Raw genomic sequence first — 25,193 nt, 5'->3', positions numbered from 1 at the left:
CCGGGCGTGCCGGAATAGGTTGGGCGCATGACCCAGAGTCCCTCCGCAGTGTCGGTCCGCGAGAGCGGTACCGGAACACCACTCGTGCTGCTGCACGCCTTTCCGTTGAACGCCTCGATGTGGTCCTCCCAACTGGACGAGCTGCCCGGGCTGACCGGGGACGAAGTGCGCGTGCTCGCCCCCGACCAGCGGGGGTTCGGCGGCACCGCGCTGGGGAGCGACGAGCCCTCGCTGGACCTGGTCGCGGACGATCTCGCCCTGCTGCTGGACGCGGCCGGGATCGAGCGCGCGGTGGTCGGCGGGCTCTCCATGGGCGGCTACGTGGCGCTGGCCTTCGCCCGCCGCCACCCCGGCCGGCTGTCCGGCCTGCTGCTGGCCAACACCCGGGCCACCGCCGACACCGACGCCGTACGGGCCAACCGGGAGCGGATCGCCGCCGCCGTCACCGCGCGGGACAGCGTGCGGCTGCTGCTGGACGAGCAGGTCGCGGCCGGGCAGCTCGGCCCGGACTCGCAGCACCTGGTGGAGCGGGTGCAGGAGCTGGTCGCCGCCGCGCCGCCGGCCGCCGTCGCCTGGGCCCAGCGGGCCATGGCGGCCCGCCCGGACGCCCTGGACGTGCTGGCCGGCCTGCGGGTGCCGGTCTCGATCGTGGCGGGCGCCCAGGACGCCCTGGTGGCGGCGGAGGAGGCCGAGGCGATGCTGCGGGCCAGGCCGGACGCCGAGCTGACCGTCCTGCCGGGGGTGGGCCACCTGAGCGCCCTGGAGGCGCCCGGGGCCTTCGACGCCGCCGTGCGCGCCCTGCTCGCCCGGGTGGCCGTCGGATGAGCCAGGAGAGCCAGGACTCGGCGGCCTGGGACTTCTCGGCGCTGGAGGTGACCGGCCGGATGCCCGTGACCAACCGGGGCGAGGGGCTGGTGGAGCTGACGCTGGAACCGCTCGGCGAGGACTACTGGATGCGCCCGGGGGAGACCTTCATCGTCACCTCGTACGGCGACTACGGGCCCGGGCACCCCTTCGAGGTGCAGTACTGGCCGGACTCGGTGTCGGTCTGGTGCACCTCCTGGTTCGGCACCGTCTCCGATGACGACGGCAACCAGCTCAGCAGCGGGTACCAGCGGCCGGACGGCGCCTACCCCAGGTGAGGGCCACGGCCCGACGGGCCGGGCGGTGCCAGGGGCGATGACGGCGCGAAAGCCGACGGGCCCTCACCCGCGGGGGTGAGGGCCCGTCGTGCCGTTCGGCCGGTGTGCGTCAGCGCGACTGCTGGGCGGGCACGCCCATGGTGTCGTCGGTCGGCAGCGAGGCGGCGGCCACGGCCGCGCCGGTCAGCGTGGCCAGCATCTCGCGGACGTTGGTCAGCTGGGCGTTGATGCTGTCGCGGCGGTTGGTGAGCGCCGCCAGCTCGCGCTCCGATTCGCTGCGGATCCGGTCGGCCTTGGCGTTGGCGTCGGCCACGATGTCCTCGGACTGGCGCTGGGCCGTCTCGACGGTCTGGCGGGCGCGGCGCTCGGCGTCGGTGCGCAGCTTCTCGGCCTCCAGGCGCAGCTGCTCGGCCCGGTGCTCGATCTCGGCCAGGCGCTTCTCGGCCTTGGCCTGACGGGCGGCCAGGTCGCGCTCGGACTGCTCGCGGCGCTTGGCCAGGTTGGTCTCGAACTCCAGCGCGGCCTGGGCGGCCTTGGTGCGGGTGTCCTCGAAGAGGACGTCCGCCTCCTCGCGCTTGTTCTGGGCGTCCTTGTTGGCCTCGGCGCGCAGCTGGGCGGCGTCGCTCTTGGACTTGTCGACGATCCGCAGCCCCTCGTCCTCCGCCTTGGCCTTGCGGTCCTTGGCGTAGTTCTCGGCCTCGGTGCGGACCTGCTGGGCGGCGGCCTCGGCGAGCTCGCGGTGCTGCTCGGCGGCGCGGTGCGCCTCGTCGCGCAGGTCCTTGGCCTCCTCCTCGGCGAGTCGCAGGATCTTCTCGACCCGGGCGCCGAGACCGGCGTAGGAGGGCTCCTGCTCCACGACCGCCGCCTGGGCGGACTGGGTCTCCAGGTGGAGCTCCTCGATGCGCTTCTCCAGCGCACTGATCCGGGTCAAGGCACTGTCACGGTCGGCCACCAGCTTGGTGATCCGCTCGTCGACCTGGGCGCGCTCGTACCCACGGCGCACCAGGTCGAAGCCGTGAGGGGAGTGACTGTCGCTCATGGGGTTCTGGGCTTCCTGTCGTCAAACCGCTGAGGTGGTTGAGGGAATCCTGACACGGTACCGGAGTGTCGACGGCGATACGCCGTTCTCTCACGGACAATGACCGCCAATGTCCGCTCAATCGGGTGGTGAGCTCTTGGAGCGATTGCCACCCGACCGGGGGGAGCCAACTCCGGCACCGGCCTTGGCGCCCCCGTCCTTCTTGTTGCTGCCCCCGTTGGCCTGGGCGACCGGTGACGGCGCCTCGAACGCCTCCAGGGCGGACAGCACGTCCTGGACCCTGGAGATCTCGGTGTTGATGTCCTTGCGGCGGCGCACCAGTTCGTCCAGCTCGCGGCGGCCCTCGTCGGTGACCCGCTTCGCCTCGGCCTTCGCCTCGGCGAGCAGCCGCTCGGCCTCCGCCTTCGCCAGCTCGACCTGCTCGTCCGCGGCCTCGTCGGCCTCCCGCAGCCGCTTCTCCGCCTCGGCGGCGGCCCGGTCCAGCCGCTCCTCGGCCTCCGTCTCCGAGGACCGCAGCTTGGTCTCGGCCTTCTCGATGAGCGACTCGGCCCGGTCGGTGGAGGTCGCGAGCTTGGTCTCCGCCTCCTTCAGCAGGCCCTCGGCCTTGCGGACGGCGGACAGCCGGACCTTGCTGGCCTCCGCGGAGGCCTCCGAGGTCAGCTCGGCCGCGCGGTCCTCGGCCGCGGCGACCAGGGCCGCCGCGCGGTCCTCGGCCTCGGCGACGGTGGACACCGCCTGATCCTCGGCCTCGGTCAGCTGCTCCTGGGCGGCCGTCACCAGCGCGTCCACCCGCTCGCCGGCCGACTTCATGGCCGCCGCGTTCTCCTTGCGGGCGCGCTCGTGCAGGGCCTCGACCTCGGCGTCGGTGCGCTCGCGCAGCTCCTCGGCGCGCTCGCGGATCGCCGTCGCGTCCCGGCGGGCCTCGGCGAGCAGGGCGTCCGCGTCGGAACGGCCCTTCTCGACCTCGGCCTGACCGGCCGCCTCGCCCGCGGCGACCAGCCGGTCGGCCTCCTTGCGGGCGGCGGCCACCATCGCGTCCGCCTGCTCCTCGGCGGCGGCGGTGGTCGCCAGCGCCGTGGTCTGGGCGTCCTCGCCGAGTGCCTCGGCGTCCGCGAAGGCCTTCTCCAGGACGGACTTGGCGTGGTCGCGGGTGGCCTTGTCGAACTGCTCGGCGGCCTCCCGGGTCTGCGCGTCGTAGGCGTCGGCGCGGGAGTGCGCGGCGGAGTCGTACTCGTCGGCCAGGGTGCGGGTGGCGAGGGCGTACTCGTCGGCCTCGGCGCGCAGGTCGGCGGACAGCTCCTCGGCGTCGGCGATGCCGCGGGCGCCCTGGGCCTCGGCCTCGGCCACCGTACGGGCGGCCTGTGCCTCGGCCTCGGCGCGCAGCTGCTCGGCGGCCTCCTGGGCGGCGTGCAGCTCGGCCTCGGCGTCCGCGCGCAGCTGCCCGTCGTAGGCCAGGGCCTCGGCGCGCTGCCGGCCGAGCTCGTTCTCGGCGGCCTCCTGCTCGGCGGCCAGTTCCAGCTCGGTCTGCTCGCGCAGGGCGGTGGTCTCGGCCTCGGTACGGGCCCGCAGGTCGGCGGTCTCGCGGTCGACGAGCTCGCGCTGCTCGGCGGCCTCGCGCTCGACCAGGGCGCGCAGCTCGGCGGCGTACGCGTCGGCGGCCTCGCGCTGCTCGGTGGTCTCCTGCTCGGCCAGCTCGCGCTGCTCGGTGGTCTCGTGCTCGGCGAGGGTGCGCAGCTCGGTGGCGTCCTGCTCGGCGGTCTCGCGGACCTCGGCGGCCGCCTCCTCGGCGGCGGCCTTGAGCGCGGCGATCTGCTCGGCGGCGGCCTCGTGCATGCCGGCCACCGACTGGCGGACCTCGGCGGCCTCCTCCTCGGCGACGGCCACCAGCTCGGCGCCCTCGGCCTTGGCGGCGGCGATCAGCTCGGCGCGGTCGGCCTTGGCCTGCTCCAGCTCGGCGGTCGCCTCGGCCCGGATGCCGTCGGCGGTGGCGCGGGCCTCGGACAGCTCACGGCCGGCCTCGGCCCGGACGGTCGAGGCCTGCTCGTTGGCCAGGGCCAGTTCGGCGGCGGCCTTCTCGCGGGTGGCCTTGGCGTCCTTGACGGCTTCGGCGCGGCGCTGCTCGGCGGTGGCCCCGGCGCGCTCCAGCACCTCGTCGGCGGCGGTGTGCTGCTCGGTCGCGTAGGTGTCGGCCTGCTCGCGGGTCTCGGCGGCGTAGGTGTCGGCGGCCTCGCGGACCTCGGTGGCGTAGGCGTCGCCGGCGGCGCGGACCTCGGTGGCGTGCTGGTCGGCCGCCTCGCGGACCTCGGCGGTCTCGGTGGCGGTGCGCTTGGTGAGGTCGGTGGCGTGCTGTTCGGCCTCGGTGCGGACGCGGTCGGCGTGGGCCTCGGCGGCCTCGCGCTGCTGGGTGGTCTCGCGCTGGGCGAGGGCCCGCAGCTCCCCGGCGGCCTGCTCGGCCTCCGCCCGGGTCTGCGCCGCGTAGGCGTCGGCGGTGGCGTGCTGCTCGGTCGCGTAGGTGTCGGCCTGCTCGCGGGTTTCGGCGGTGTACGTGTCGGCGGCGGTGTGCTGCTCGGCGGCGTAGGCATCGGCCTGCTCGCGGGTTTCGGCGGTGTACGCGTCGGCGGCGGTGCGCTGTTCGCCGGCGTAGGTGTCGGCGGCCTCGCGGACCTCGGTGGCGTAGGCGTCGCCGGCGGCGCGGACCTCGGTGGCGTGCTGGTTGGCCGCCTCGCGGACCTCGGCGGTCTCGGTGGCGGTGCGTTCGGTGAGGTCGGTGGCGTGCTGTTCGGCCTCGGTGCGGACGCGGTCGGCGTGGGCCTCGGCGGCCTCGCGCTGCTGGGTGGTCTCGCGCTGGGCGAGGGCCCGCAGCTCCCCGGCGGCCTGCTCGGCCTCCTCACGGGCGGTCTCGGCGGCGTCCAGGTGCTCGGAGGTCTCCTCGCGCTCCCGCCGCAGCCCGTCGGCTGCCTCCTCGCGCTCGCGCAGGCTCTCCTCGCGCAGCGCGTTCGCGGCCGCCTCGGCCTCGGCCCGGGCGCGGGCGGCCTCGGTGTCGGCCTCGGTGCGCACCCGCTCGGCGTCGGCCACCGCGGCGTCCCGGACGGCGTTGGCCTCGGCCTGCGCCTCGGTGGTCAGGGCGTCCGCCGCGGCGGTCGCCTCGGCGCGCACCCGCTGGTCGAACTCGGTTGCGTCGCGCCGGAGTTCGGCGGTCTCGCGCTCGGCGGCGGCGCGGTTCTCGGCGGCCGCGGCCTTGGCGGCGGCGAGCGCGTCCTGGCCCTGCTGCTCGGCGGCCCCGGTGATCTTCTCGGCCTCGGCGCGGGCCCGGGTGAGGGTCTGCTCGGCCCGTCCCTGGGTCTCGGCGGCCTGCTCCTGGGCCTGCTCGCGCAGCCGCTCGATCTCCCCGGCGGCACCCGCGCGCAGCTCGTCCGCGTCGGCCTTGGCCTCGGTGAGGAGCTCCTCGGCGTTCTTCGCCGAATCCTCGATCTGGACGACGGCCTGCCGGCGGGCCTCGCCGCGCACCCGGTCGGCCTCGGCGGCGGCCTGGGCGCGCAGCTCCTCGGCCTCGGCCCGCAGTCGGGCCGCCTCGTCCTGCATCTGCTCGATCCGCTCGCGGATCGCGGCGGCGTCGTCCAGGGCGGCGTTCTGGGCCTGCTCGACGGCGGCCTGGGCCTGCTCGCGCAGCCGCTGCGCCTCGGCGGCGGCCTCGGCGCGGATCCGCTCGGCCTCGGCGGCGGCCTCGCCGCGCGCCGTCTCGGCGTCCTTGTTGGCCCGGCCGAGGATCTCCTCGGCGGTCTTGGCGGCCTTGGCGAGGTGGACGGTGGCGTCCTTGGCGCCGGCTGCCCGGCCCTCCTCCTCGGCCTCGCCGCGCAGTCGCCGGGCGTCGGCCTCGGCCTGCGCGCGCAGCTCGGCGACGTCCCGCTCGGCCAGGGCGCGCAGCTCGGCGATCGCCGCCTCGGCCTCGGTCTTCAGCTGGGTGGCCACCGACTCGGCGGTGGCCCGGAGCCGTTCGCCCTCCTCGGCCGCGGCGGCCTTGGCGGCGTCGGCCTCGGCCTGCTTGGTGGTGGCTTCGGTGCGGACGGCCTCGGCCTCGGCGCGGATCGCCGAGGCCTCCTGGGTGGCCTGGGCGACCATCCGGGCCACCTCGGCCCGGGCGGTCTGCGAGCGCTGCTCGTTGGCGGCCTCGCCGTCGGCGACCCTGCGCTCGACGGCGGCCTCGGCGTCGGCCTGGAGCCGCTCGGCGGCCTGCTCGGCCTGGGCGCGCAGTTCGGTGGCCTCGTGGCGGGTGCGCTCCGCCTCGGCGATCGCCGAGGCGCGCAGCCGGTCTATCTCGGCCTTGGCCGCGGCGAGCTGCTGCTCGGCCCGCTCCTGTTCGGCGGTGGCCTGCGCCTTGAGCCGGCCGATCTCGGCCTGGGCGGCGGCCAGCTGGCCCTCGGCGGCGGCGTGCGCGGCGGCCAGCTGCTGCTGGGCCTCGCCCCGGGCGGCGTCCACGTCGGCGGCGGCCTGGGCGCCGGCCTGTTGGGCCTGCTCGGAGGCGGCGCGCAGCAGGCGCTCGGCGTCGTTCTGGGCCCGCTGCAGGGCGGCCTCGGCGGCGGCGTGGGCCTCACCGCGGGCGGCGTCCACGTCGGCGGCGGTCTGGGCGCGGGCCTGGTCGGAGAGGGCGACGGCCTCCGCGCGGGCGGCGGCGACCATCCGCTCGGCCTCGGCGCGGGCGTCCTGGAGCAGCCGCTGCGCCTCCTGCTCGGAGCCGGCCCTGGTCTGCTCGGCCCAGCCGTTGACGTGCTGCTCGGCGGAGCGGCGCAGCTCGGTGAGCTCGTCCTCCAGCTGGCGGCGGCGGGCGGCGAGGTCGGCCTCCAGCCGGGCGGTGCGCTCGGCGGCCTCGGCCATGATCCGCTGGGTGGCGGCCTGGGAGTCGCGCAGCTGGCGCTCGGCGTCGGCGCGCAGCTGCTGGGCCTGCATCTCGGCGGTGCGGAGCATCTGCTCGGCCTGGCCGGAGACGGCGTCGAAGGCGCGCGGCTGGGCGAGCATGCGGCGGGACTCGTGCAGCTTCGCCCGCAGCACCTCAACCTGGTAGGCGAGGTCTTCGGCATGCTCGACTGCCTTGTCCCGCTCCTTCCGAGTCCGACCCATCTCGGCCTCGAACTGGGAGAGGTGATCGTCAGCCTCGTAGCGGTCGTTGCCCCGCACTCCGCGGTCCCATCCATCTCCTGGTCGCGTCCTCGACCCGGCCGGTGCCGGGCTCCCGTATCCCGGGTGCCGGTCCGACTGGCTCCTTGCATCCGCGGCCGGTGGACGGTCCCCCGTCATGCCGGGGCCGCCCGCCGCGGTCGTCGGAGTCCGGGGCGTGGGATCGCGGGGTTCCGCGTTCCTCCGTCCGGGTGGACTCCTGGGCGAACTCTTGCCTTGTGGAGAATGGTGACAGATCCGTCTTGCGACTGTTCAGCCGTGCCCGCGTAATGGACTCCCCTTGCGACGGGCCTCCCGCCGGCGGGCGGACTGGCCTGTCTTCGGCCGTGCCCGTCGCCTCCGTCCCCCGGAGCCTTCGCGCACCTGGGCATTGTAGTGGGAGCGCACTGCGGGGGAATGGCCGCAGGGGTGTTTTCCGGCTCTTCCGCCAGGTTACTGACGGGTCATGACCGATGAGACGTCGGCTGCCCCCGGGGCGCCGGGCGCCCCGGGGCGGTCCGGGAGGGGATCAGTGCTCGTCGTGGCCCTGCTGCGCGGAGGTCACCAGCTCGGTCAGCACGCCGCCGCAGTCCTTGGGGTGCAGGAAGGTGATCCGCGAACCCATCGAGCCGATCCGCGGCTGGTCGTAGAGGACCCGGATGCCCTTGTCCCGGATGGCCTCGGAGTCGCCGTCCACGTCGGCGGTGCCGAAGGCGATGTGGTGCACGCCCTCGCCGTTCTTCTCCAGCCACTTGGCCACGGTGGAGTCGGGCCGGGTGGGCTCCAGCAGCTGGAGGTAGGAGGCGCCGCCGTCGTCGGTGCCGTTGATCCGGAGCATCGCCTCGCGGACGCCCTGCTCCTCGTTGACCTCGGAGTGGAAGACCTCGAAGCCGTAGGTGGCGCGGTAGAACTCGACCGTCTTGTCGAGGTCTCGGCAGGCGATGCCGATGTGGTCGATGCGGGTCAGCACGACGGCCTCCGGTGGTGGGAGAAGGTGGTGGCGGGAAGGTGCACCAAGTGCAGCGCATGGCCCGCGACGGGCGCCAGTGCCGGGCGTGCGAGCCTGCTCACACGGGCGGTGGTTCACCCGGGGCGGGTCGGCACGGTGTTGACTGGATGGTGCCAGTGCGCTCGATCACACCGTCGCTCCGGTGACGGGCGGGTAACAGGTCAGTACATTGAGCGCATCCTCACCTGGCCACGACGTGCGAAGGGGCCCGTCCCATGACCAACACCACCTCTGTGATCGTTGCCGGTGCGCGGACCCCGATGGGCCGCCTGCTGGGTTCCCTCAAGGGCTTCTCCGGTGCCGACCTCGGCGGCGTCGCGATCAAGGCGGCCCTGGAGCGGGCCGGGATCACCGGCGAGCAGGTCCAGTACGTGATCATGGGGCAGGTGCTCCAGGCCGGCGCCGGCCAGATCCCGGCCCGCCAGGCCGCCGTCAAGGCCGGCATCCCGATGAACGTCCCGGCGCTGACCATCAACAAGGTCTGCCTCTCCGGCCTCGACGCCATCGCGCTGGCCGACCAGCTGATCCGGGCCGGCGAGTTCGACATCGTGGTGGCCGGCGGCCAGGAGTCGATGACCAACGCCCCGCACCTGCTGCCGAAGTCCCGCGAGGGCTTCAAGTACGGCGCGATCGCGATGCTCGACGCGATGGCCCACGACGGCCTCACCGACGCCTACGAGAACATCCCGATGGGCGAGTCCACCGAGAAGCACAACACCCGCCTGGGCATCCCGCGCGAGGCGCAGGACGAGATCGCCGCCGCCTCCCACCAGCGGGCCGCCAAGGCGCAGGCCGACGGGGTCTTCGACGCCGAGATCGTCCCGGTCGCCATCCCGCAGCGCAAGGGCGAGCCGGTCCTGTTCAGCCAGGACGAGGGCATCCGCGCGGACACCACCGTCGAGGGCCTGGCCAAGCTGCGCCCGGCCTTCGCCAAGGACGGCACGATCACCGCCGGCACCTCCTCGCAGATCTCCGACGGCGCCGCCGCCGTGGTCGTGATGAGCAAGGCCAAGGCCGAGGAGCTGGGCCTGAGCTGGATCGCCGAGATCGGTGCCCACGGCAACGTGGCCGGCCCGGACAACTCGCTCCAGTCGCAGCCGTCCAACGCGATCAAGCACGCGCTGGCCAAGGAGGGCCTGGAGGTCGCCGACCTCGACCTGATCGAGATCAACGAGGCGTTCGCGGCCGTCGCCCACCAGTCGATGAAGGACCTGGGCGTCTCCTCCGACATCGTCAACGTCAACGGTGGCGCCATCGCGCTCGGCCACCCGATCGGGATGTCCGGCGCCCGTGTGGTGCTGACCCTGGCGCTGGAGCTGCAGCGCCGCGGCGGCGGGGTCGGCGCGGCCGCGCTGTGCGGTGGCGGCGGCCAGGGCGACGCGCTGATCGTTCGCGTCCCGAAGGCCTGACCGGCGGGATCCGATCCCCAGGGCTGCGGACCGCGTCACTGCGGTCCGTAGCCCCTTTCGGCATTCGACGGCATTGCGCTAGGAGCTCCTGATGATCGATGTCGCCACGCTGGTCGAGCAGGCCCGGGAGGGCCGGCCGCGGGCGGTCGCCCGGCTGATCACGCTGGTCGAGAACGCCGCGCCGCAGCTGCGGGAGGCGATGGCCGCGCTCGCGCCGTACACCGGGCGGGCGTACACGGTGGGCCTGACCGGCTCGCCCGGGGTCGGCAAGTCCACCTCCACCTCGGCGCTGGTCTCCGCCTACCGGCGGCTCGGCAAGCGGGTCGGGGTGCTGGCCGTCGACCCGTCCTCGCCGTTCTCCGGTGGCGCGCTGCTGGGCGACCGGGTCCGGATGCAGGACCACGCCACCGACCCCGAGGTGTTCATCCGCTCGATGGCCACCCGCGGCCACCTCGGCGGGCTCTCCTGGGCGGCGCCGCAGGCCCTGCGGGTGCTGGACGCGGCCGGCTGCGACGTGATCCTGGTCGAGACGGTCGGGGTGGGCCAGTCCGAGGTCGAGGTCGCCGCCCAGGCCGACACCACCGTGGTGCTGCTGGCCCCCGGGATGGGCGACGGCATCCAGGCCGCCAAGGCCGGGATCCTGGAGATCGGCGACGTCTTCGTGGTCAACAAGGCCGACCGGGACGGCGCCGACGCCACCGCGCGGGAGCTCAACCACATGCTGGGCCTCGGCGAGGCCCGGGAGCCGGGGGACTGGCGGCCGCCGATCGTCAAGACCGTCGCGGCCCGCGGCGAGGGCGTGGACGAGGTGGTCGAGGCGCTGGAGAAGCACCGCGCCTGGCTGGAGGAGCACGGCGAACTGGCCGCGCGCCGCCGCCGCCGGGCCGCCGAGGAGATCGAGGCGATCGCGCTGGCCGAGCTGCGCGCCCGGATCGGCGACCTGCGTGGCGACCGCCACCTGGCCGCCCTGGCCGACCGCGTGGCCGAGGGCGCCCTGGACCCGTACGGCGCGGCCGACGAGCTGGTCGCGGGCCTCACCGCGAACTGAGCGCGCGAACGGCGGGCCCGGTGACGCGTTCCGCCCCGCCGCGATCCGTCGCGGCGGGGCGGTCGTCGTCCGCGCGGGTGCTACGGCTTGCCGCGCAGGCCGCGGAGGTGTTCGGCGATGGGGGCGAGGGCCTGGTACATGTCGTCGAGCTGCTCCTGGCTGAAGCGGTCGATGAAGTGGGCCCGGACGCTGCGCACGTGGTCCGGGGCGACCCGCTGCATGGTCTCCCAGCCCTGCTCGGTGAGGTGGGCGTAGAGGCCGCGGCGGTCGCCCGGGCAGTCCTGGCGCAGGACCAGGCCGGCGTTCTCCATCCGGGTGATCTGGTGGGAGAGGCGGCTCTTCGACTGGAGGGTGGCGGTCGCGAGGTCGGTCATCCGCATCCGGTGCTCCGGGGCCTCGGAGAGCACGACCAGGATCTCGTAGTCGTTGATCGCGAGGTTGTGCGGCTGGAGTTCGCGGCTGAGCTGGTACTCCAGGAGCTTGGCGACCTCCAGATGGGCGCGCCACATCCGCTGCTCCCTGGCGGTCAGCCAGGGAGTCTCCTCCTCGGGCTGCGACGGAGGGGTGTCCGCAGTGTCGATCGTGTGCGATTCCATGCCCACCAGCATAGCCGATTTAGTTCAATCTTGTACAAGTTTACAGGCCGAAACGTCGGCCGAGGTCGCCCAGGTTACCGAGGCCCGGCAGGTTCGGATTCCCGCCGCCGTGCGCGGCCGGCTGGGTCGGCACGCCGCCGACCGGCACTCCCGCCTCGGCCCCGACCTGCCCGACCGACCGCTCCGCCATCAGCTTCTCGCTCGACTGCAGCAGCACCTGCCCGGCGCCGATGAACTCGAACTGGTGCTCCTCGCCGGAGGCGCCGCCGATGCCGGTCAGCCGGCGCAGGCCGCCGATCAGTCCGTGCATGTAGTCGTGGTCGTAGTGGTGGCACGGCGCCGGGCAGTCCGCCCAGCCGACCAGCGCCTGCGGGTCCACCCGGATCGGCGGCTCGACGAAGTGCACCGGGCCGTTGGAGGCGGCGACGAAGCGGCCGGTGCCGATCAGTGTCAGGAAGCCCGGGATGATCGACTGCTTGAGCCGCAGCGTCGGGTCGAAGGCCAGCAGGTTGCCGGAGCGGACGGTCAGGTTGCCGTCGTCCAGGTCGTAGGAGTTGAGGTCGAACGCCCGGTCGGCCAGCACCAGCTTGCCGCGACCCTCGGCGACCACCCAGTCCGCCGCGTGCATCGGCGAGTTGAAGTGCTGCCCGAGCAGCCGGTCGACCGCCCCGGCGCCGACGCCCTTGAAGGTGATGTCGCCGTAGTAGGCGACCATCTTGCCCTTCTGCAGGAAGTACGAGCCGTTCAGCTCGACCGAGAAGGCGTACGGGTTGACGTTGTCGCCGGCCGGCAGGCTGTGGGCGTCCCACACCACCGGCCCGGTGCCGCCGTGGCCGGTCGGCAGCGGGGCCACCGGGCCGCCGAACTGCTCCTGGGCGTACGGCTGTTGCTGCGCGTACGGCTGCTGATGGGGCGGCGGGGGCTGGTGGGTGGGCGGCGGGGGCGGGTAGCCCCCGGGCGGGGGCGGCGGGTAGCCCTGCCCCGGCTGCGGGCCGTAGCTCGGCGGGGGCGGCGGGACGGCGAAGCCGGGCTGGGTCGGCTGGTCGTGCGGCGAGCCGTACGGGGGCTGCGGCGGGTAGGACATCAGAGCTTCTCCTCGCTCGCCTGGACGTACACCGCGCCCTGCCCGGACAGTTCCAGCTGGAACGCCTCGCCCGAGCCGCGGCCGATCATGTCGCGCCAACCCAGCGCCGTGGACAGCTTGTTGCGCACGTCGCCGCGGTGCGCCACGTACGCCTGCGGGTCGACGTGCACCGACTGGCCGGGGCCGATCGGCAGCTCGAAGACGCCGCCGTGGGCCATCACCGCGACCGAGCCCTGGCCCTCCAGCTTGGTGGTGAACAGGCCCTGCCCGGTGACCTGGCCGCGGACCATGCCCATCACCCCGCCCTGCGAGCCCATGAACATGGTGGACTGCCGCAGCGTGCCCTCGAAGGCGAGCAGCCGGTCCGCCTCGACGTACAGGGTGTCGCCGAACAGGTCGATCACGTGGACGTGGTGGCCGCCGTGGCCGAACATCACCCGGCCCTGGCCCTCGACGGTCATCAGCGGGGTGTCCTCGTTGGCCACCCGGCGGCCGATCATCGACATCACCCCGCCCTGCCCGCCGGTGATGTTCGGGGTGAAGCGGACGTCGCCGCTGTACGCGAGCATCGCGCCGCGCTGGCTGAACAGCCGCTGGCCGGGCACCACCTGGGCCTCGACCATCTTGCCGTTGATCTTCGTGAAGCCCATCAGACGTCGCCCCCGATGGTGATCTTCTCGGACGGCTGGACGTACACCAGGCCCTCGCCGGTGAACTCGATCTGGACGGCCTCGCCGCCGCCCTCGCCGATGAACGTGGTCCAGCCCGCGCCCGACTTCAGGCTGCGCTGGAGGGTGCCGGTGTGCGCCACGTACGCGCCCGGGTCCACCCGCAGCGGCATGCTCTTGTCGACCCGCAGGATGACGGCCGGGCCGTTGGAGGTGACGGCCGCCCAGCCGTGGCCCTCCACCTTGGTGGTGAACAGGCCGTTGCCGGAGGACATGCCGTTCAGCCCGGTGAAGCTGGTGCCGGTGTGCAGGGCGGCCTCGGTGCAGAGCAGGTTGTCCGACTCGACGTACAGCGTCTCGCCGTTCAGCCGGACCAGATTGATCTCGGTGGCCTTGTCGGCGAAGTAGCAGGTGCCCTGCCCCTTCACCTCCATGACCGTCATCTTCTCGCCGGTCAATCGGCGGGTGACCATGCCGCGCAGGCCGTCCCCGCCGCCGGTCAGCTTCTTGAAGGCCATCTGCCCGGTGTAGGCGACCATCGAACCGTGTCGCGCCTTGACGGCGTCCCCGCCCAACTCGACGGCGAGCACGCGTGATCCCTGGAGTCTGAACTGTGCCACGGCCGCAATCTAGCCGCTGCGGCCGTGGCTGGGGGAGAGCGCGTGGGCCAACTGGTACCAGCCTGCGACAAACGCGCCGGTCGGACCGGCGCGCGCGCCCCCGGTCAGGCCCGGGCGTGCGCCCCGTGCCCGGGGCGCGCAGCGGTGCCGGCCGCCTGCTCGACCTCCAGCAGCGAGGCCGAGTGACGCTCCGCCTCGAAGGCGACCACACCGCCGCGCAGCCCGAACAGCCGCTTGGAGAGCATGATCCAGAGCACCGCCGCGATGTTCAGCACCAGGGTGCAGATCTTCAGCGCGCTGACGTGGTGGCTCAGCTCGTAGCCCTCCAGCGGGAGGAAGGCCGCGGTGGCGACCACCGTCAGGTACTCGGCCCAGCGCTTGTTCAGCCAGAGGCCGACCGCCTCGACGATCTCGACCACCGCGTAGGCGATGAGTGCGCCCGCGACGATCAGCAGGGTGCTCTTCTTGAAGTCGAAGGTCTTGCGGATCGTCTCCACGATCGGGGCGTGTTCGAGGTCCCAGTGGAAGTGGTCGGTGACCGGCCGGAAGACCGTGAGGTTCTCGTCGAACACCCGGTGCACCGCGTCCTGGCTGTTGGAGAACTTCCACACGGCCCAGGCGATCACGATGATCAGCAGTCCGCGCAGCACCCGCTCGACGGCCAGGAAGCGCAGGATGAACAGGTCTCGCAGCGCCTTGCCGCGCGGCACCAGCGGCGCGTCCTCGGCCGGGCCGGAGCCGTGCGGGGCGCCCAGCGCGAAGTCGCCGCAGCGCAGGCAGCGCCAGGCGTCGCCGAGGGCGGTCGAGGCGTGCAGCCGCGAGGCGAGTTCGGGCTCCGTCGGCGCGTAGGTGATGTGCCCGCGCTTGGCGCAGGTCCTGCGGTCCCAGTCGCGCTTGAACATGTGGTGGCACCCCCGTGTGCGTTGCGTCGCGCGTCCGGATCGGTGGGCGCGCGGGCAGCAGGATAGGGGTTTGCGGGGACGGGCGGTCGCGCCCGGTGGCGTTCCGGCACAGAGCTGTGACAGGGCGGCCGGAGCGCTGTGAGATCGGGCACGGTGGCCACCCCCGGCCGGGGGGCCGCACGTCCGCTCGGCGATAATGGCCCGAATGCTTGTGAGTCGCTTCACAAGCGTGCCCGCGCCGCCCACCCCCCTGTATCGAGGTATCCATCGTGAACAGCAGCGCCGTCCACCGCCTGCGCCTGGTCTCCGGCCCCGAAGGGGTCTCCTTCATCCTGCTGCTGATCTGCTCGGTGCTGAAGCGGACCACCTCGTTCGACGCCGTCCCGGTGATGGGCATGGTCCACGGCGTCCTGTTCATCCTGTACGTGGTCTTCTGGATCCAGGCCTGGCAGACGCAGAAGTGGGACGCCAAGCGCGGCGTCCTGCTGTTCGTGCTCGCGGTGCTGCCCACCGGCGGTTTCTTCGCCGAGCGGATGCTGGCCAAGGAGGAGCGGGGCGAGCCGAAGCCCGCCACCGCCTGATCCCGCCACTGCCTGATCCCGGCAGCATCGTGGACGGTCGACAGGCTGCCACGGCCTCCTCTCCCAAAGGGCCGCGGCAGCCTGTCGCCGTTTCTTACCGGGGATGGCTAGTTGACGCTCACCGCGCTCCAGGCCGCCGCGACCGTGTTGTACTCGGTGCTGGTCGCGCCGTACAGGTCGGAGGCCGCCTTCAGGGTCGCGGTGCGGGCCGCCTTGTAGTTGGTGGTGGAGGTCATGTAGACGGTCAGCGCGCGGTACCAGATCGCGGCCGCCTTGGTGCGGCCGATGCCGGTCACCGTCGAGCCGTTGGAGGTCGGGCTGTTGTAGCTGACGCCGTTGATGACCTTCGCGCCGCTGCCCTCGGACAGCAGGTAGAAGAAGTGGTTGGCGACGCCGGACGAGTAGTGGACGTCCTTGTTGCCGACGGTGGAGGACCAGTAGTCGGCCGAGGCGCCGTCCTTGGACGGCTTGTCCATGTACCGCAGCGGGGTGCCGTTGCCGTTGATGTTGAGCTTCTCGCCGATCAGGTAGTCACCCGGGTCGACGGACAGGTTGGCGGACCACTCGACCATGGTGCCGAAGATGTCCGAGGTGGCCTCGTTGAGACCGCCGGACTCGCCGGAGTAGATCAGGCCGGCGGTGGCGGAGGTGACGCCGTGGCTCATCTCGTGGCCGGAGACGTCGATCGCGGTCAGCGGGTGGGTGTTGCCGGAGCCGTCGCCGTACGTCATGCAGAAGCAGGAGTCGTCCCAGAACGCGTTGACGTAGTTGGTGCTGTAGTGGACCCGGCTCGCGGCGCCGACGCCGTTGTTCTTGATGCCGTTGCGGCCGAAGGTGTTCTTGTAGTAGTCCCAGGTGGCCGCCGCGCCGAACTGGGCGTCCACGCCGGCGGACTCGCGGTTGGACGGCAGGCCGTTGCCGAAGCTGTTGGTGGTGTTGGCGAAGAGCGTTCCGCTGCCCGAGGTGCCGCCCTTGAGGTCGGTGGTGGACTGGTTGCCCCGGGAGGCGTCCTTGAGCTGGTAGCTCGTGCCGCTCTGGGTGGTGGTCAGCGTGACGGTGCCGACGTTGACGCCCTTGCCGGTGCCGGTGGCGGTCTGCACCTTCTCGTCGGTGGCGAGCACCCGGCCGGTGGCGGCGTCGGTGATCACCTCCTGGCGGCTCGGGGTGCCGTCCGCGCGCTGGCCCTGGACCACCGTGCGGTGGGCCAGTCGCGGGCTGCCGTCGGCGGCCCAGACGACCAGCTCGGGCGCGCCGGCGCCGTCGACCCGGCTGAGCGCCGCCCCGTCCGCGTCGGCGGCGATGCCGACGGTCGCCCGCACCGCGGAGGTGGCCGCCTCGGCGGCCTGGGGTGCGGCGAGGCCCGGGGTCAGGCTGGGCACCGACAGCTGCCCGGCGAAGGCCCGGTCGACGGACTTCACCGAGCCGTCGGCCTTCTGGTGGACGACCAGGTCGCCGCCGATCACCGGCAGGCCCGCGAAGGTCCGGTCGTACCGCAGGTGCCGGGTGCCGTCCTTGTCGACCACCACGTCCTTGGGCACCAGCTGCTCCTGGCCGCCGAGGGCGAGGGCCCGGGCGACCGGGGCGCTCTGCCCGGAGGCCAGCGCGAGCAGCGCGGACTGCTGCTGCGCCGGCGAGGGGGCGGCGGCCTGGGCGGGGGCGGCGGCGATCTGGATGACGCCGGCCAGCAGGGCGGTGGCGGAGAGTACGGCTCCGACAGTCAGCTTTCGCTTCACGTGCGGGGTTCCTTCCACGAGACCCGCGGGTGCGTGCGGGTGCGCCGCGTACCGGGGCGCCGGGGTTGGCACCTTGGGGGCGGTAGGGCGCGGACGTGCCGGTCCCGCGCGGTTCCTGACGCTCCGCCGGAAGTGGGTGGGGCGGCGACGCGTCGGACGGGACTTGGTCAGAAGCATGACAATTGTTGGCAGGGATGGACAGGCGTCTCCGGGGATTGGCCAGGAACCGCCAGTCCCGGTACGGATGGTTCGGTTGCCGCCCGCTGCCCGGTTCGGGCGGTTCGTCCCCCTGGCGGGACTCCGCCAGCCGGGCGGCCTTGACAACGGTCCGCCCCCGCCCGTTCGCCCCGCCCGCCGGCCCCTGCCCGTCCGCCTCAGCCGTCCGGAACGGCCGTCCGGAACGGGCGGGCGCCCGGGCCCTCCGGCAGGAGGACCCGGGCGCCCGATGCGCCTGCGCGGTGCGTCAGTTGACGTTGACGCCGCTCCAGGTCGCGGCGACGGCGTTGTACTCGGCGCTGGTCGCGCCGTACAGGTCGGCGGCGGCCTTCAGGGTGCCGGTGCGGGCGCCCGCGTAGTTGGTGGTGGAGGTGAAGTAGGTGGTCAGCGCGCGGTACCAGATGGCCGCGGCCTTGTCCCGGCCGATGCCGGCGAGGGTCGAGCCGTTGGAGGTCGGGCTGTTGTAGCTGACGCCGTTGACGGTCTTGGCGCCGCTGCCCTCGGCGAGCAGGTAGAAGAAGTGGTTGGCGACGCCCGAGGAGTAGTGGACGTCCTTGTTGCCGACGGTGGAGGACCAGTAGTCGGCCGAGGCGCCGTCCTTGGAGGGCTTGTCCATGTAGCGCAGCGGGGTGCCGTTGCCGTTGATGTTGATCTGCTCGCCGATGAGGTAGTCCGGCTTGTCGGCGGGCAGGTTGGCGTACCACTCGACCATGGTGCCGAAGATGTCCGAGGTGGCCTCGTTGAGGCCGCCGGACTCACCGGAGTAGTTGAGGTTGGCGGTGGCCGAGGTGACGCCGTGGCTCATCTCGTGGCCGGCCACGTCCAGCGCGGTCAGCGGGTGGGTGTTGCTCGCGCCGTCGCCGTACGTCATGCAGAAGCAGGAGTCGTCCCAGAACGCGTTCACGTAGTTGGAGCCGTAGTGGACCCGGCTCGCGGCGCCGACGCCGTTGTTCTTGATGCCGTTGCGGCCGTAGGTGTTCTTGTAGAAGTCCCAGGTCGCCGCCGCGCCGAACTGGGCGTCCACCGCGGCGGACTCCGCGTTGGAGGCCAGGCCGTTGCCGAAGCTGTTGGTGGTGTTGGCGACCAGCGTGCCGGAGCCGGAGGTCTTGCCCTTCAGGGTGTAGGTCGCCTGCCCGCCGCGGGTGGCGTCCTTCAGCTGGTAGGAGCTGCCGCTCTGGGTGGTGGTCAGCGGGACGGTGCCGACGAAGACGCCCTTGCCGGTGCCGGCGGCGGTCCGCACCTGCTCGTGGCTGGAGAGCACCTCGCCGCTCGCCGCGTCGGTGACCAGCAGCTGGCGGCTCGGGGTGCCGTCGGCGCGCTCGCCCTCGACGGTGGTGCGGTACGCCAGGCGCGGGTTGCCGTCGGTGGCCCACACGACCAGCTCGGCCTTGCCGGTCTGGTGGACGGCGGTCAGCGGGGACTCGTCCTCGTCGGCGGCGATGCCCACGGTGGACTGCACGGCGCCGGTCGCCTGGGCGGCGGCCTGGTCGGCCGGGATCTGCGGGGCGAGGCTCGGCAGGGCGATGGTCGCGCCGGTGGCCTTGTCCACGGAGGTGGTCGTGCCGTCTGCCTTCTGGTGCACGACCAGGTCGCCGCCCAGGACGGGGAGGCCGGCGAAGGTGCGCTCGTAGCGGAGGTGGCGGGTGCCGTCGGCGTCCACCTGCGCGTCCTTGACCACCAGTTGCTCCTGGCCGCCCAGGGCCAGGGCGTGCGCGACCTTGCCGACCTGCCCGTTGGCGAGGGCCAGCAGGTCGGCGCGCTGCGCGGCGGAGGAGTGCGGGGCGGGGTCCGCGACGGCCACGGTGCTCACCTGGACGACACCGGTGAGCAGGGCGGTGGCGGAGAGTACGGCGACTGCGGCGAGCTTTCGCTTCACGAACGAGTCCTTCCGGGAAACCGCGAGCGGACGCGGTCGCGCCGCGCTCCGGGGAGCCGGGATCGGCACCTGCGGGGCGGAACGGGCGCTGACGTGCGGGTCCCGTGCGGTCGGAGCGGCTGCGCCACCGGTGGGTGGGGGTGGTGGCTACCGAACGGGGTTGGCCGAAAGCATGACAATCAAGCAATTCAAATGACAGGTCTTGCTCATGAATTGGCCAAGTCCCGCCAGGGCGAAGGATTGTGAACGGACGGACAAAGGGGGCGGATCGCCCGTTCCCGCAATGGGTTACCGTCCGAACCGACGCCTGCTGGCGGGGGCGGCGGAGTGATCAGAGGCCAACCCCGGTGCGCCGGGGGACGGTTGCCGCGCGTTCACGCCGGCGCAATGTCCTGGTATGGACCTGGCCGTCCCATTGGCGGGTTCCCGCCACGTGCCGCGCTTGTCCACCATCAGGGACGCCTGGTAACGCGCGCCCCTTCCGCCGGTACGGTAAGGAGGTGGCCAAGCCCCTCGCTCTCGACTTCGACCCGATCGCCCGCGCCGACGAGTTGTGGACCCGCCGCTGGGGCGGAGTCCCCTCGATGGCGGCGATCACCTCGATCATGCGCGCCCACCAGATCCTGCTCTCCCGGGTGGATGCGGTGCTCAAGCCGTACGGGCTGACCTTCGCCCGCTACGAGGCGCTGGTGCTGCTGACCTTCAGCCGGACCGGCGAGCTCTCGCTCTCCAAGATCGGCGAGCGGCTCATGGTCCACCCGACCAGCGTCACCAACACCGTCGACCGCCTGGAGCGGGCCGGCCTGGTCGCCCGTCGCCCCAACCCGCTGGACGGCCGCGGGGTGCTGGCCACGATCACCCGGCGCGGGCGCGAGGTGGTCGAGGAGGCGACCCGGGAGCTGATGGCGATGGAGTTCGGGCTGGAGGAGTACGGCGCCGAGCAGTGCCGGGAGGTCTTCGAACTGCTCCGGCCGCTGAGGGTGGCCGCCGGCGACTTCACCGAGTCCGACGAGGGGTCTGCGAAGGGGAGGGCGTGAAGGCGGCTACCCTCGTGTGAGCGGTGCGCGGATCCGGGCGTACCGGCCGATACTGCCGAGCGAGGCGAGGAAGATCATGAAGGCGACCCCCCTGCTGGGCTGGTACCGGGCCCTGGCCGTCGCGACCGGTGTGGCACTGCTGGTGTTCTGCGGCTTCATGGTCGCGAAGTACGGCTTCGACGCCGCCCAGGACGTGACCACGTACGTCGCGATGCTGCACGGCTACCTCTACATCGGGTACTTCGTGGTGACCTTCATGCTCGGGCAGAAGCTGAAGTGGCCGATGGGCCGGCTGGTGCTCACCCTGGCCGCGGGCTGCATCCCCTTCCTCTCCTTCGTCTTCGAGCGCAAGGTGGCCCGCGAGGCCGCCGGGAAGCTCCCGGCGGGCGACGGCGCCCGCCAGCCGGCCGGGGTCTGATCCCGACCGTCCGCGCGTTCCGAGAGCGCCCCTTCCCCGGCCACGGGGGAGGGGCGCTCCGGCGTTCCCGGGCGTTCCCGGGCCCCGGGGTCTCGAAGGCTTCCCGGCCGTCCGGGCGGTTTCCGGGCGCCTTCCGGGTGCTTTCCGGTGCTTTTCGGGCCGCGCGGGCGATCATCCATCGACAAGTACTAGGACGTCCGAGTAAATTGTTAGGACGTCCTACTAGCTGTGCCGCCCGTCGCAGTGGCGGCCGTACGGAGCGGAGTTCGGGGTCATGGACGCCGAGGAGATCGAGCGCGGCCGGCAGCGTTGGCAGCAGCGCTACGACAAGGCCCGCAAGCGCGACGCGGACTTCACCACCCTCTCCGGCGACGAGGTCGAGCCGGTCTACGGCCCGCCCGCCGGGCAGGCCTACGAGGGTTTCGAGCGGATCGGGTGGCCGGGCGAGTACCCGTACACCCGCGGTCTGCACCCGACCGGTTACCGGGGCCGCACCTGGACCATCCGCCAGTTCGCCGGTTTCGGCAACGCGCAGCAGACCAACGAGCGCTACCGGATGATCCTGGACGCGGGCGGCGGCGGCCTCTCGGTCGCCTTCGACATGCCCACCCTGATGGGCTACGACTCGGACGACCCGAAGTCGCTCGGCGAGGTCGGCCACTGCGGCGTGGCCATCGACTCGGCCGCCGACATGGAGGTGCTGTTCAACGGCATCCCGCTCGGCGAGGTCACCACCTCGATGACGATCAGCGGCCCGGCCGTGCCGATCTTCTGCATGTACCTGGTCGCCGCCGAGCGCCAGGGCGTGGACCCGGCGGTGCTCAACGGCACCCTCCAGACGGACATCTTCAAGGAGTACATCGCGCAGAAGGAGTGGCTCTTCGCCCCCGAGCCGCACCTGCGCCTGATCGGCGACCTGATGGCCTACTGCGCCGAGGGCATCCCCGCGTACAAGCCGCTGTCGGTCTCCGGCTACCACATCCGCGAGGCCGGGGCGACGGCCGCGCAGGAGCTGGCGTACACCCTGGCGGACGGCTTCGGCTACGTCGAGCTGGGCCTGTCCCGCGGCCTGGACGTGGACGTCTTCGCGCCCGGCCTGTCCTTCTTCTTCGACGCGCACGTGGACTTCTTCGAGGAGATCGCCAAGTTCCGCGCCGCGCGCCGGATCTGGGCCCGCTGGATGCGCGAGCGCTTCGGCGCCAAGACCGACAAGGCGCAGTGGCTGCGCTTCCACACCCAGACCGCCGGCGTCTCGCTCACCGCGCAGCAGCCGTACAACAACGTGGTCCGCACCGCCGTCGAGGCGCTGGCCGCGGTGCTCGGCGGCACCAACTCGCTGCACACCAACGCCCTGGACGAGACCCTGGCGCTGCCCTCCGAGCAGGCCGCCGAGATCGCCCTGCGCACCCAGCAGGTGCTGATGGAGGAGACCGGCGTCGCCAACGTGGCCGACCCGCTGGGCGGTTCCTGGTACGTCGAGGCGCTGACCGACCGGATCGAGGAGCAGGCCGAGGCGATCTTCCGGCGGATCCTGGACAAGGGCCGCGAGGACCACGAGATCGGCCCGATCACCTCCGGCATCCTGCGCGGCATCGAGGAGGGCTGGTTCACCGGGGAGATCGCCGAGGCGGCCTTCCAGTACCAGCAGTCGGTGGAGAAGGGCGACAAGCGCGTGGTCGGCGTCAACTGCCACCCGCGCAGCGTCACCCCGGAGCTGGAGATCCTGCGGGTCAGCCACGAGGTGGAGCGCGAGCAGGTCCGGGTGCTGCGGGAGCGCAAGGCGGCCCGGGACGAGGCGGCCGTGCGGGCCGGGCTGGACGCCATGCTGGCGGCGGCGCGCTCGGGCGAGTCGATGATCCCGCCGATGCTGGACGCGGTGCGCGCCGAGGCGACGCTGGGCGAGATCTGCAACGCGCTGCGCCAGGAGTGGGGGACGTACCAGGAGAACGCGGCCTTCTGAGGCCCCAGGCCGTGGCCGTCCGAGGCCGCGGCCGACGAGCAGCCGCCCGTACGGAACCCGTACGGGCGGCTGCGCCGTGCCCGGGCGTCCTCAGCAGGTGGTGAGCGGCCCGAGCAGCAGGTCGGTGAAGCGGCGGGTCCACTCCGGGGTGATCGGTTCGCCGCTGACCAGGACGCGGTGCTCGACGGTGCCCGCGATGGTGTCGAAGATGATGTCGACCTCCTCGTGGGCCGTCGCGCTGTCGGTGTCCGCGTCCAGCTCGCCGCGTGCCTGGGCGGCCGCCCGGCCCTGGCGGACCAGCCGCTTCTGCGGGTCCACGATGGACTCGCGGATCCGGCACCGCAGTTGCCGGTCGCGGGTGCCCTCGGCGAACAGCGCGAGCAGCGCGGCCTGGGTCTCCGGGCGGGCCAGCAGGTCGGCGAACTGGGCGACCACGGCCTCGATGTCGGCCCGCAGGCTGCCGAGGTCGGGCATCACCAGTTCGTCGAAGAGGCTGGCGACGGCGTCCACCACGAGCTCGTTCTTGGACGGCCAGCGGCGGTAGAGGGTGGTCTTGGCGACCCCGGCGCGGCTCGCGACGTGGCCCATGGTCAGTCCGCCCCAGCCGAGTTCGGCCAGTGCCTCGCGGGTGGCGTCGAGGATGGCGCGGTCGGCGGCGGCGCTGCGCGGGCGGCCCTTGGCCCGGGCGGTGCCCGCCGTTTCGGGGGCCCGGCCGGTCGGGGCGGGCCGCACCCGGCCCGTGTTCTCCGTGCTCTCCGTGCGGTCCGGGGTCGCTGGGGGCTGGGCGGCCGGCACCGGGCCTCCTTGCGCTTTACTGGTAAGTAACTTGGGTGGGGCTGGTAACGGTAGCGACTGTTCGCCCGTTCGGGCAGCGGGGCGGCCCGGGAAAGTGGGGCAGGTCACGTCCCCGAAGCGCCGGTGGGGCTTGCGGGCGGGGCACCGCCTCCAGTTACGCTACGACTCGTAGCGAAAGCAGTGACAACCAGGCGCCGCGTCCCGTGGGACGGGAGCGGCGCGGGCGCGGGTGGGGATCCGCGCCGAACGGTCCAGGCTACCGGGGGACGGGCACGACGCCAGGGAACCGGCACCGCGCGCCCCGCGCGGGGCGACTTTCCGGAGGTTGGTGCCCGCGAGCAGCGCGGACGGGGGAGGATGGTGCCATGCAGCCACGGAATTCGCGTCTCAACAGCTCCGCCCTGCGCGGCGCGGTCGACCTCGCCGCAGTGAAGGCGGCCGGCGAAGCCGCCCAGAAGGCCGAGCAGGCCAGGGCCGAGCGGGCCCGCCAGGCCGCCGCCGCCGAGTCGGGCGGAGCCGCCCCGGCCCCGTCCGCCTATCAGCTCGTCATCGACGTCACCGAGGACACCTTCGAGACCGAGGTCGTCCAGCGTTCCACCGAGGTGCCGGTCGTCATCGACTTCTGGGCCGAGTGGTGCGGGCCCTGCAAGCAGCTGAGCCCGGTCCTGGAGGGCCTGGTCGAGGAGTACGCCGGCCGCTTCGTGCTCGCCAAGATCGATGTGGACGCCAACCCGCTGCTCTCCCAGCAGTTCGGCATCCAGGGCATCCCGGCCGTGATGGCCGTGGTGGCCGGCCAGCTGGTGCCGCTGTTCCAGGGTGCGGAGAGCGCCGCCAACATCCGCAAGATCCTGGACCAGCTGATCCTGGTCGCCGAGCAGCGCTTCGGCGTGGCCGGCGTGGCCGGCGGTGCGGCCGCCCCGGGCGAGGTCGAGGCCGCCGCCCCGCAGCGCCCCGAGGACCCGGCGCTGTCCGCCGCCCACGAGGCGCTGGACGCCGGTGACCTGGGCGGCGCCATCCAGGCGTACCAGAACGTGCTGGCCGAGCAGCCGGGCAACACCGAGGCCAAGCTGGGCCTGGCCCAGGCCGAGCTGCTGAAGCGGATCGAGGGTCTGGACCTCCAGGCCGTCCGGGCGGCGGCTGCGGCCGACCCGAAGGACGTCGAGGCCCAGCTCAGGGCGGCCGACCTGGACCTGGTCGGCGGTCACGTCGAGGACGCCTTCGGGCGTCTGGTGACCACCGTCGGGCGGACGGTGGGCGAGGACCGGGACACCGCCCGGCTGCGCCTGCTGGAGCTGTTCGAGGTGATCGGCCCGGAGGACCCGCGGGTCGTCGCGGCCCGTACGGCGCTGGCGCGCGTGCTGTTCTGACACCGGTTCAGGTCGGGCCCGGGTCCGCTCGGTGCCCGGCCGGGGCGCGCCGTCTGGCACGGCGGATGACCTGCGGTGTCGCCTGGTGATTTGGCGACAATCCGGTCAACCGGACAGAGGTTTACCAAATCTTGATTTCACCCGCGGGTGGTCACCATGTGTGACCACCCGCGGGTGTTTCGCTTCTGTTTCCGGTGGATTTGGTCGTCACGATTCCTTCAAGGCGTCACGCAGGGTGCAACTGGGGCCGATTCCATGATCAACGCCACCTGATGTTGCATTACCCGTCAGTAAGGAACCTCTTGTGCTTCGCCCGGGATTCAAGCACGATCGGCCACGCCCGGTCCCAGACTCCACACCCGCCGACCCGGTCGGCCACGCGGAGCGCGGGATCCCCACCGGGTGATCCGCCGGCCCCGGCCGGCGGGAGGGAGGGCAGGGGGGTATCCGCGGTCCCACGGCGGTTCCTGTCCTTCGACCGGCCGCGCGGCCCTGCGCGGTCGCTGGTTGTCGCTCGGGGGTGATCGCCGATGTCGTCGGTC

At 73.0% G+C, this 25,193-nt stretch carries 20 protein-coding genes; 9 read left to right on the top strand and 11 right to left on the bottom strand.

Annotated features, from left to right (window positions below; genetic code table 11):
* Positions 1-27 precede the first annotated feature (27 nt).
* Positions 28-825, top strand: a complete 798-nt coding sequence (locus ACGF13_RS13165; RefSeq protein WP_392873057.1) for an alpha/beta fold hydrolase — start codon at positions 28-30, stop codon at positions 823-825.
* The gene (locus ACGF13_RS13160) at positions 822-1,142 is read left to right on the top strand and encodes a hypothetical protein (protein WP_392873054.1); all 321 of its coding nucleotides are present in this window, start codon (positions 822-824) and stop codon (positions 1,140-1,142) included. Before ACGF13_RS13165 ends, ACGF13_RS13160 begins: the two co-directional genes overlap by 4 nt.
* Positions 1,143-1,251: 109 nt before the next feature.
* Here the strand turns inward: ACGF13_RS13160 and ACGF13_RS13155 are convergent, their stop codons facing one another.
* From ACGF13_RS13155 to mce, 3 genes are all read right to left on the bottom strand, one after another.
* Complete coding sequence (locus tag ACGF13_RS13155; RefSeq protein WP_392873052.1) at positions 1,252-2,181, bottom strand: cellulose-binding protein; 930 nt, start codon at positions 2,179-2,181, stop codon at positions 1,252-1,254.
* Positions 2,182-2,298: 117 nt separating this feature from the next.
* A complete protein-coding gene (locus ACGF13_RS13150) occupies positions 2,299-7,353 on the bottom strand; it encodes a hypothetical protein (RefSeq protein WP_392873049.1) in 5,055 nt (1,684 codons plus the stop codon).
* A gap of 508 nt (positions 7,354-7,861) precedes the next feature.
* Positions 7,862-8,302, bottom strand: coding sequence for a methylmalonyl-CoA epimerase (mce, locus tag ACGF13_RS13145; protein ID WP_392873046.1), 441 nt, complete (start codon positions 8,300-8,302; stop codon positions 7,862-7,864).
* Between the two features lie 254 nt (positions 8,303-8,556).
* Here mce and ACGF13_RS13140 point away from each other — a divergent pair, with 254 nt between their 5' ends.
* A complete protein-coding gene (locus ACGF13_RS13140; RefSeq protein ID WP_392873043.1) occupies positions 8,557-9,750 on the top strand; it encodes an acetyl-CoA C-acetyltransferase in 1,194 nt (397 codons plus the stop codon).
* A gap of 91 nt (positions 9,751-9,841) precedes the next feature.
* A complete protein-coding gene (meaB, locus tag ACGF13_RS13135; protein WP_392873040.1) occupies positions 9,842-10,798 on the top strand; it encodes a methylmalonyl Co-A mutase-associated GTPase MeaB in 957 nt (318 codons plus the stop codon).
* An 80-nt stretch (positions 10,799-10,878) separates the two neighbouring features.
* On the opposite strand, the gene ACGF13_RS13130 is transcribed toward meaB, so the two are convergent.
* The 5 genes from ACGF13_RS13130 to ACGF13_RS13110 all read right to left on the bottom strand — a co-directional run bounded on the left by ACGF13_RS13130 (position 10,879) and on the right by ACGF13_RS13110 (position 14,668).
* Positions 10,879-11,394, bottom strand: coding sequence for a MarR family winged helix-turn-helix transcriptional regulator (locus ACGF13_RS13130; RefSeq protein WP_392873037.1), 516 nt, complete (start codon positions 11,392-11,394; stop codon positions 10,879-10,881).
* A 40-nt stretch (positions 11,395-11,434) separates the two neighbouring features.
* Positions 11,435-12,247 (bottom strand): AIM24 family protein, encoded by an 813-nt coding sequence (locus tag ACGF13_RS13125; protein ID WP_392874198.1) that lies wholly within the window; start codon positions 12,245-12,247, stop codon positions 11,435-11,437.
* Between the two features lie 230 nt (positions 12,248-12,477).
* Entirely contained in the window at positions 12,478-13,128 is a 651-nt protein-coding gene (locus ACGF13_RS13120; protein WP_392873034.1) for an AIM24 family protein, read from the bottom strand.
* Positions 13,128-13,766, bottom strand: coding sequence for an AIM24 family protein (locus tag ACGF13_RS13115; RefSeq protein WP_392873031.1), 639 nt, complete (start codon positions 13,764-13,766; stop codon positions 13,128-13,130). Before ACGF13_RS13115 ends, ACGF13_RS13120 begins: the two co-directional genes overlap by 1 nt.
* Before the next feature lie 104 nt (positions 13,767-13,870).
* On the bottom strand, positions 13,871-14,668 hold the full coding sequence (locus ACGF13_RS13110) for a DUF2127 domain-containing protein (protein WP_392873028.1): 798 nt from the start codon (positions 14,666-14,668) through the stop codon (positions 13,871-13,873).
* 269 nt (positions 14,669-14,937) lie between these two features.
* Between ACGF13_RS13110 and ACGF13_RS13105 the strand changes: the two genes are divergently transcribed.
* Positions 14,938-15,249 carry a DUF3817 domain-containing protein gene (locus ACGF13_RS13105; RefSeq protein WP_392873025.1) on the top strand — a complete coding sequence of 104 codons (312 nt, stop codon included), beginning with the start codon at positions 14,938-14,940 and terminating at the stop codon, positions 15,247-15,249.
* Positions 15,250-15,356: 107 nt separating this feature from the next.
* On the opposite strand, the gene ACGF13_RS13100 is transcribed toward ACGF13_RS13105, so the two are convergent.
* Together ACGF13_RS13100 and ACGF13_RS13095 are read right to left on the bottom strand one after the other, a co-directional pair.
* The gene (locus ACGF13_RS13100) at positions 15,357-16,982 is read right to left on the bottom strand and encodes a M4 family metallopeptidase (RefSeq protein ID WP_392873022.1); all 1,626 of its coding nucleotides are present in this window, start codon (positions 16,980-16,982) and stop codon (positions 15,357-15,359) included.
* 463 nt (positions 16,983-17,445) lie between these two features.
* Positions 17,446-19,074 (bottom strand): M4 family metallopeptidase, encoded by a 1,629-nt coding sequence (locus tag ACGF13_RS13095; protein ID WP_392873019.1) that lies wholly within the window; start codon positions 19,072-19,074, stop codon positions 17,446-17,448.
* Between the two features lie 500 nt (positions 19,075-19,574).
* Here ACGF13_RS13095 and ACGF13_RS13090 point away from each other — a divergent pair, with 500 nt between their 5' ends.
* The 3 genes from ACGF13_RS13090 to ACGF13_RS13080 all read left to right on the top strand — a co-directional run bounded on the left by ACGF13_RS13090 (position 19,575) and on the right by ACGF13_RS13080 (position 22,489).
* Positions 19,575-20,111, top strand: coding sequence for a MarR family winged helix-turn-helix transcriptional regulator (locus tag ACGF13_RS13090; RefSeq protein ID WP_392873017.1), 537 nt, complete (start codon positions 19,575-19,577; stop codon positions 20,109-20,111).
* A gap of 76 nt (positions 20,112-20,187) precedes the next feature.
* The gene (locus ACGF13_RS13085) at positions 20,188-20,529 is read left to right on the top strand and encodes a DUF3817 domain-containing protein (RefSeq protein WP_392873015.1); all 342 of its coding nucleotides are present in this window, start codon (positions 20,188-20,190) and stop codon (positions 20,527-20,529) included.
* Between the two features lie 274 nt (positions 20,530-20,803).
* Positions 20,804-22,489 (top strand): methylmalonyl-CoA mutase, encoded by a 1,686-nt coding sequence (locus ACGF13_RS13080; protein ID WP_392873012.1) that lies wholly within the window; start codon positions 20,804-20,806, stop codon positions 22,487-22,489.
* Positions 22,490-22,579: 90 nt separating this feature from the next.
* On the opposite strand, the gene ACGF13_RS13075 is transcribed toward ACGF13_RS13080, so the two are convergent.
* A complete protein-coding gene (locus tag ACGF13_RS13075) occupies positions 22,580-23,221 on the bottom strand; it encodes a TetR/AcrR family transcriptional regulator (RefSeq protein WP_392874195.1) in 642 nt (213 codons plus the stop codon).
* A 428-nt stretch (positions 23,222-23,649) separates the two neighbouring features.
* Here ACGF13_RS13075 and ACGF13_RS13070 point away from each other — a divergent pair, with 428 nt between their 5' ends.
* Entirely contained in the window at positions 23,650-24,651 is a 1,002-nt protein-coding gene (locus tag ACGF13_RS13070) for a tetratricopeptide repeat protein (protein WP_392873009.1), read from the top strand.
* Positions 24,652-25,193 lie beyond the last annotated feature (542 nt).

Source organism: Kitasatospora sp. NPDC048286 (assembly GCF_043201735.1).
Lineage (GTDB): Bacteria > Actinomycetota > Actinomycetes > Streptomycetales > Streptomycetaceae > Kitasatospora.
The sequence above is the reverse complement of the archived record's forward strand: the minus strand, read 5'-3'. Positions and strand labels throughout refer to the sequence as shown.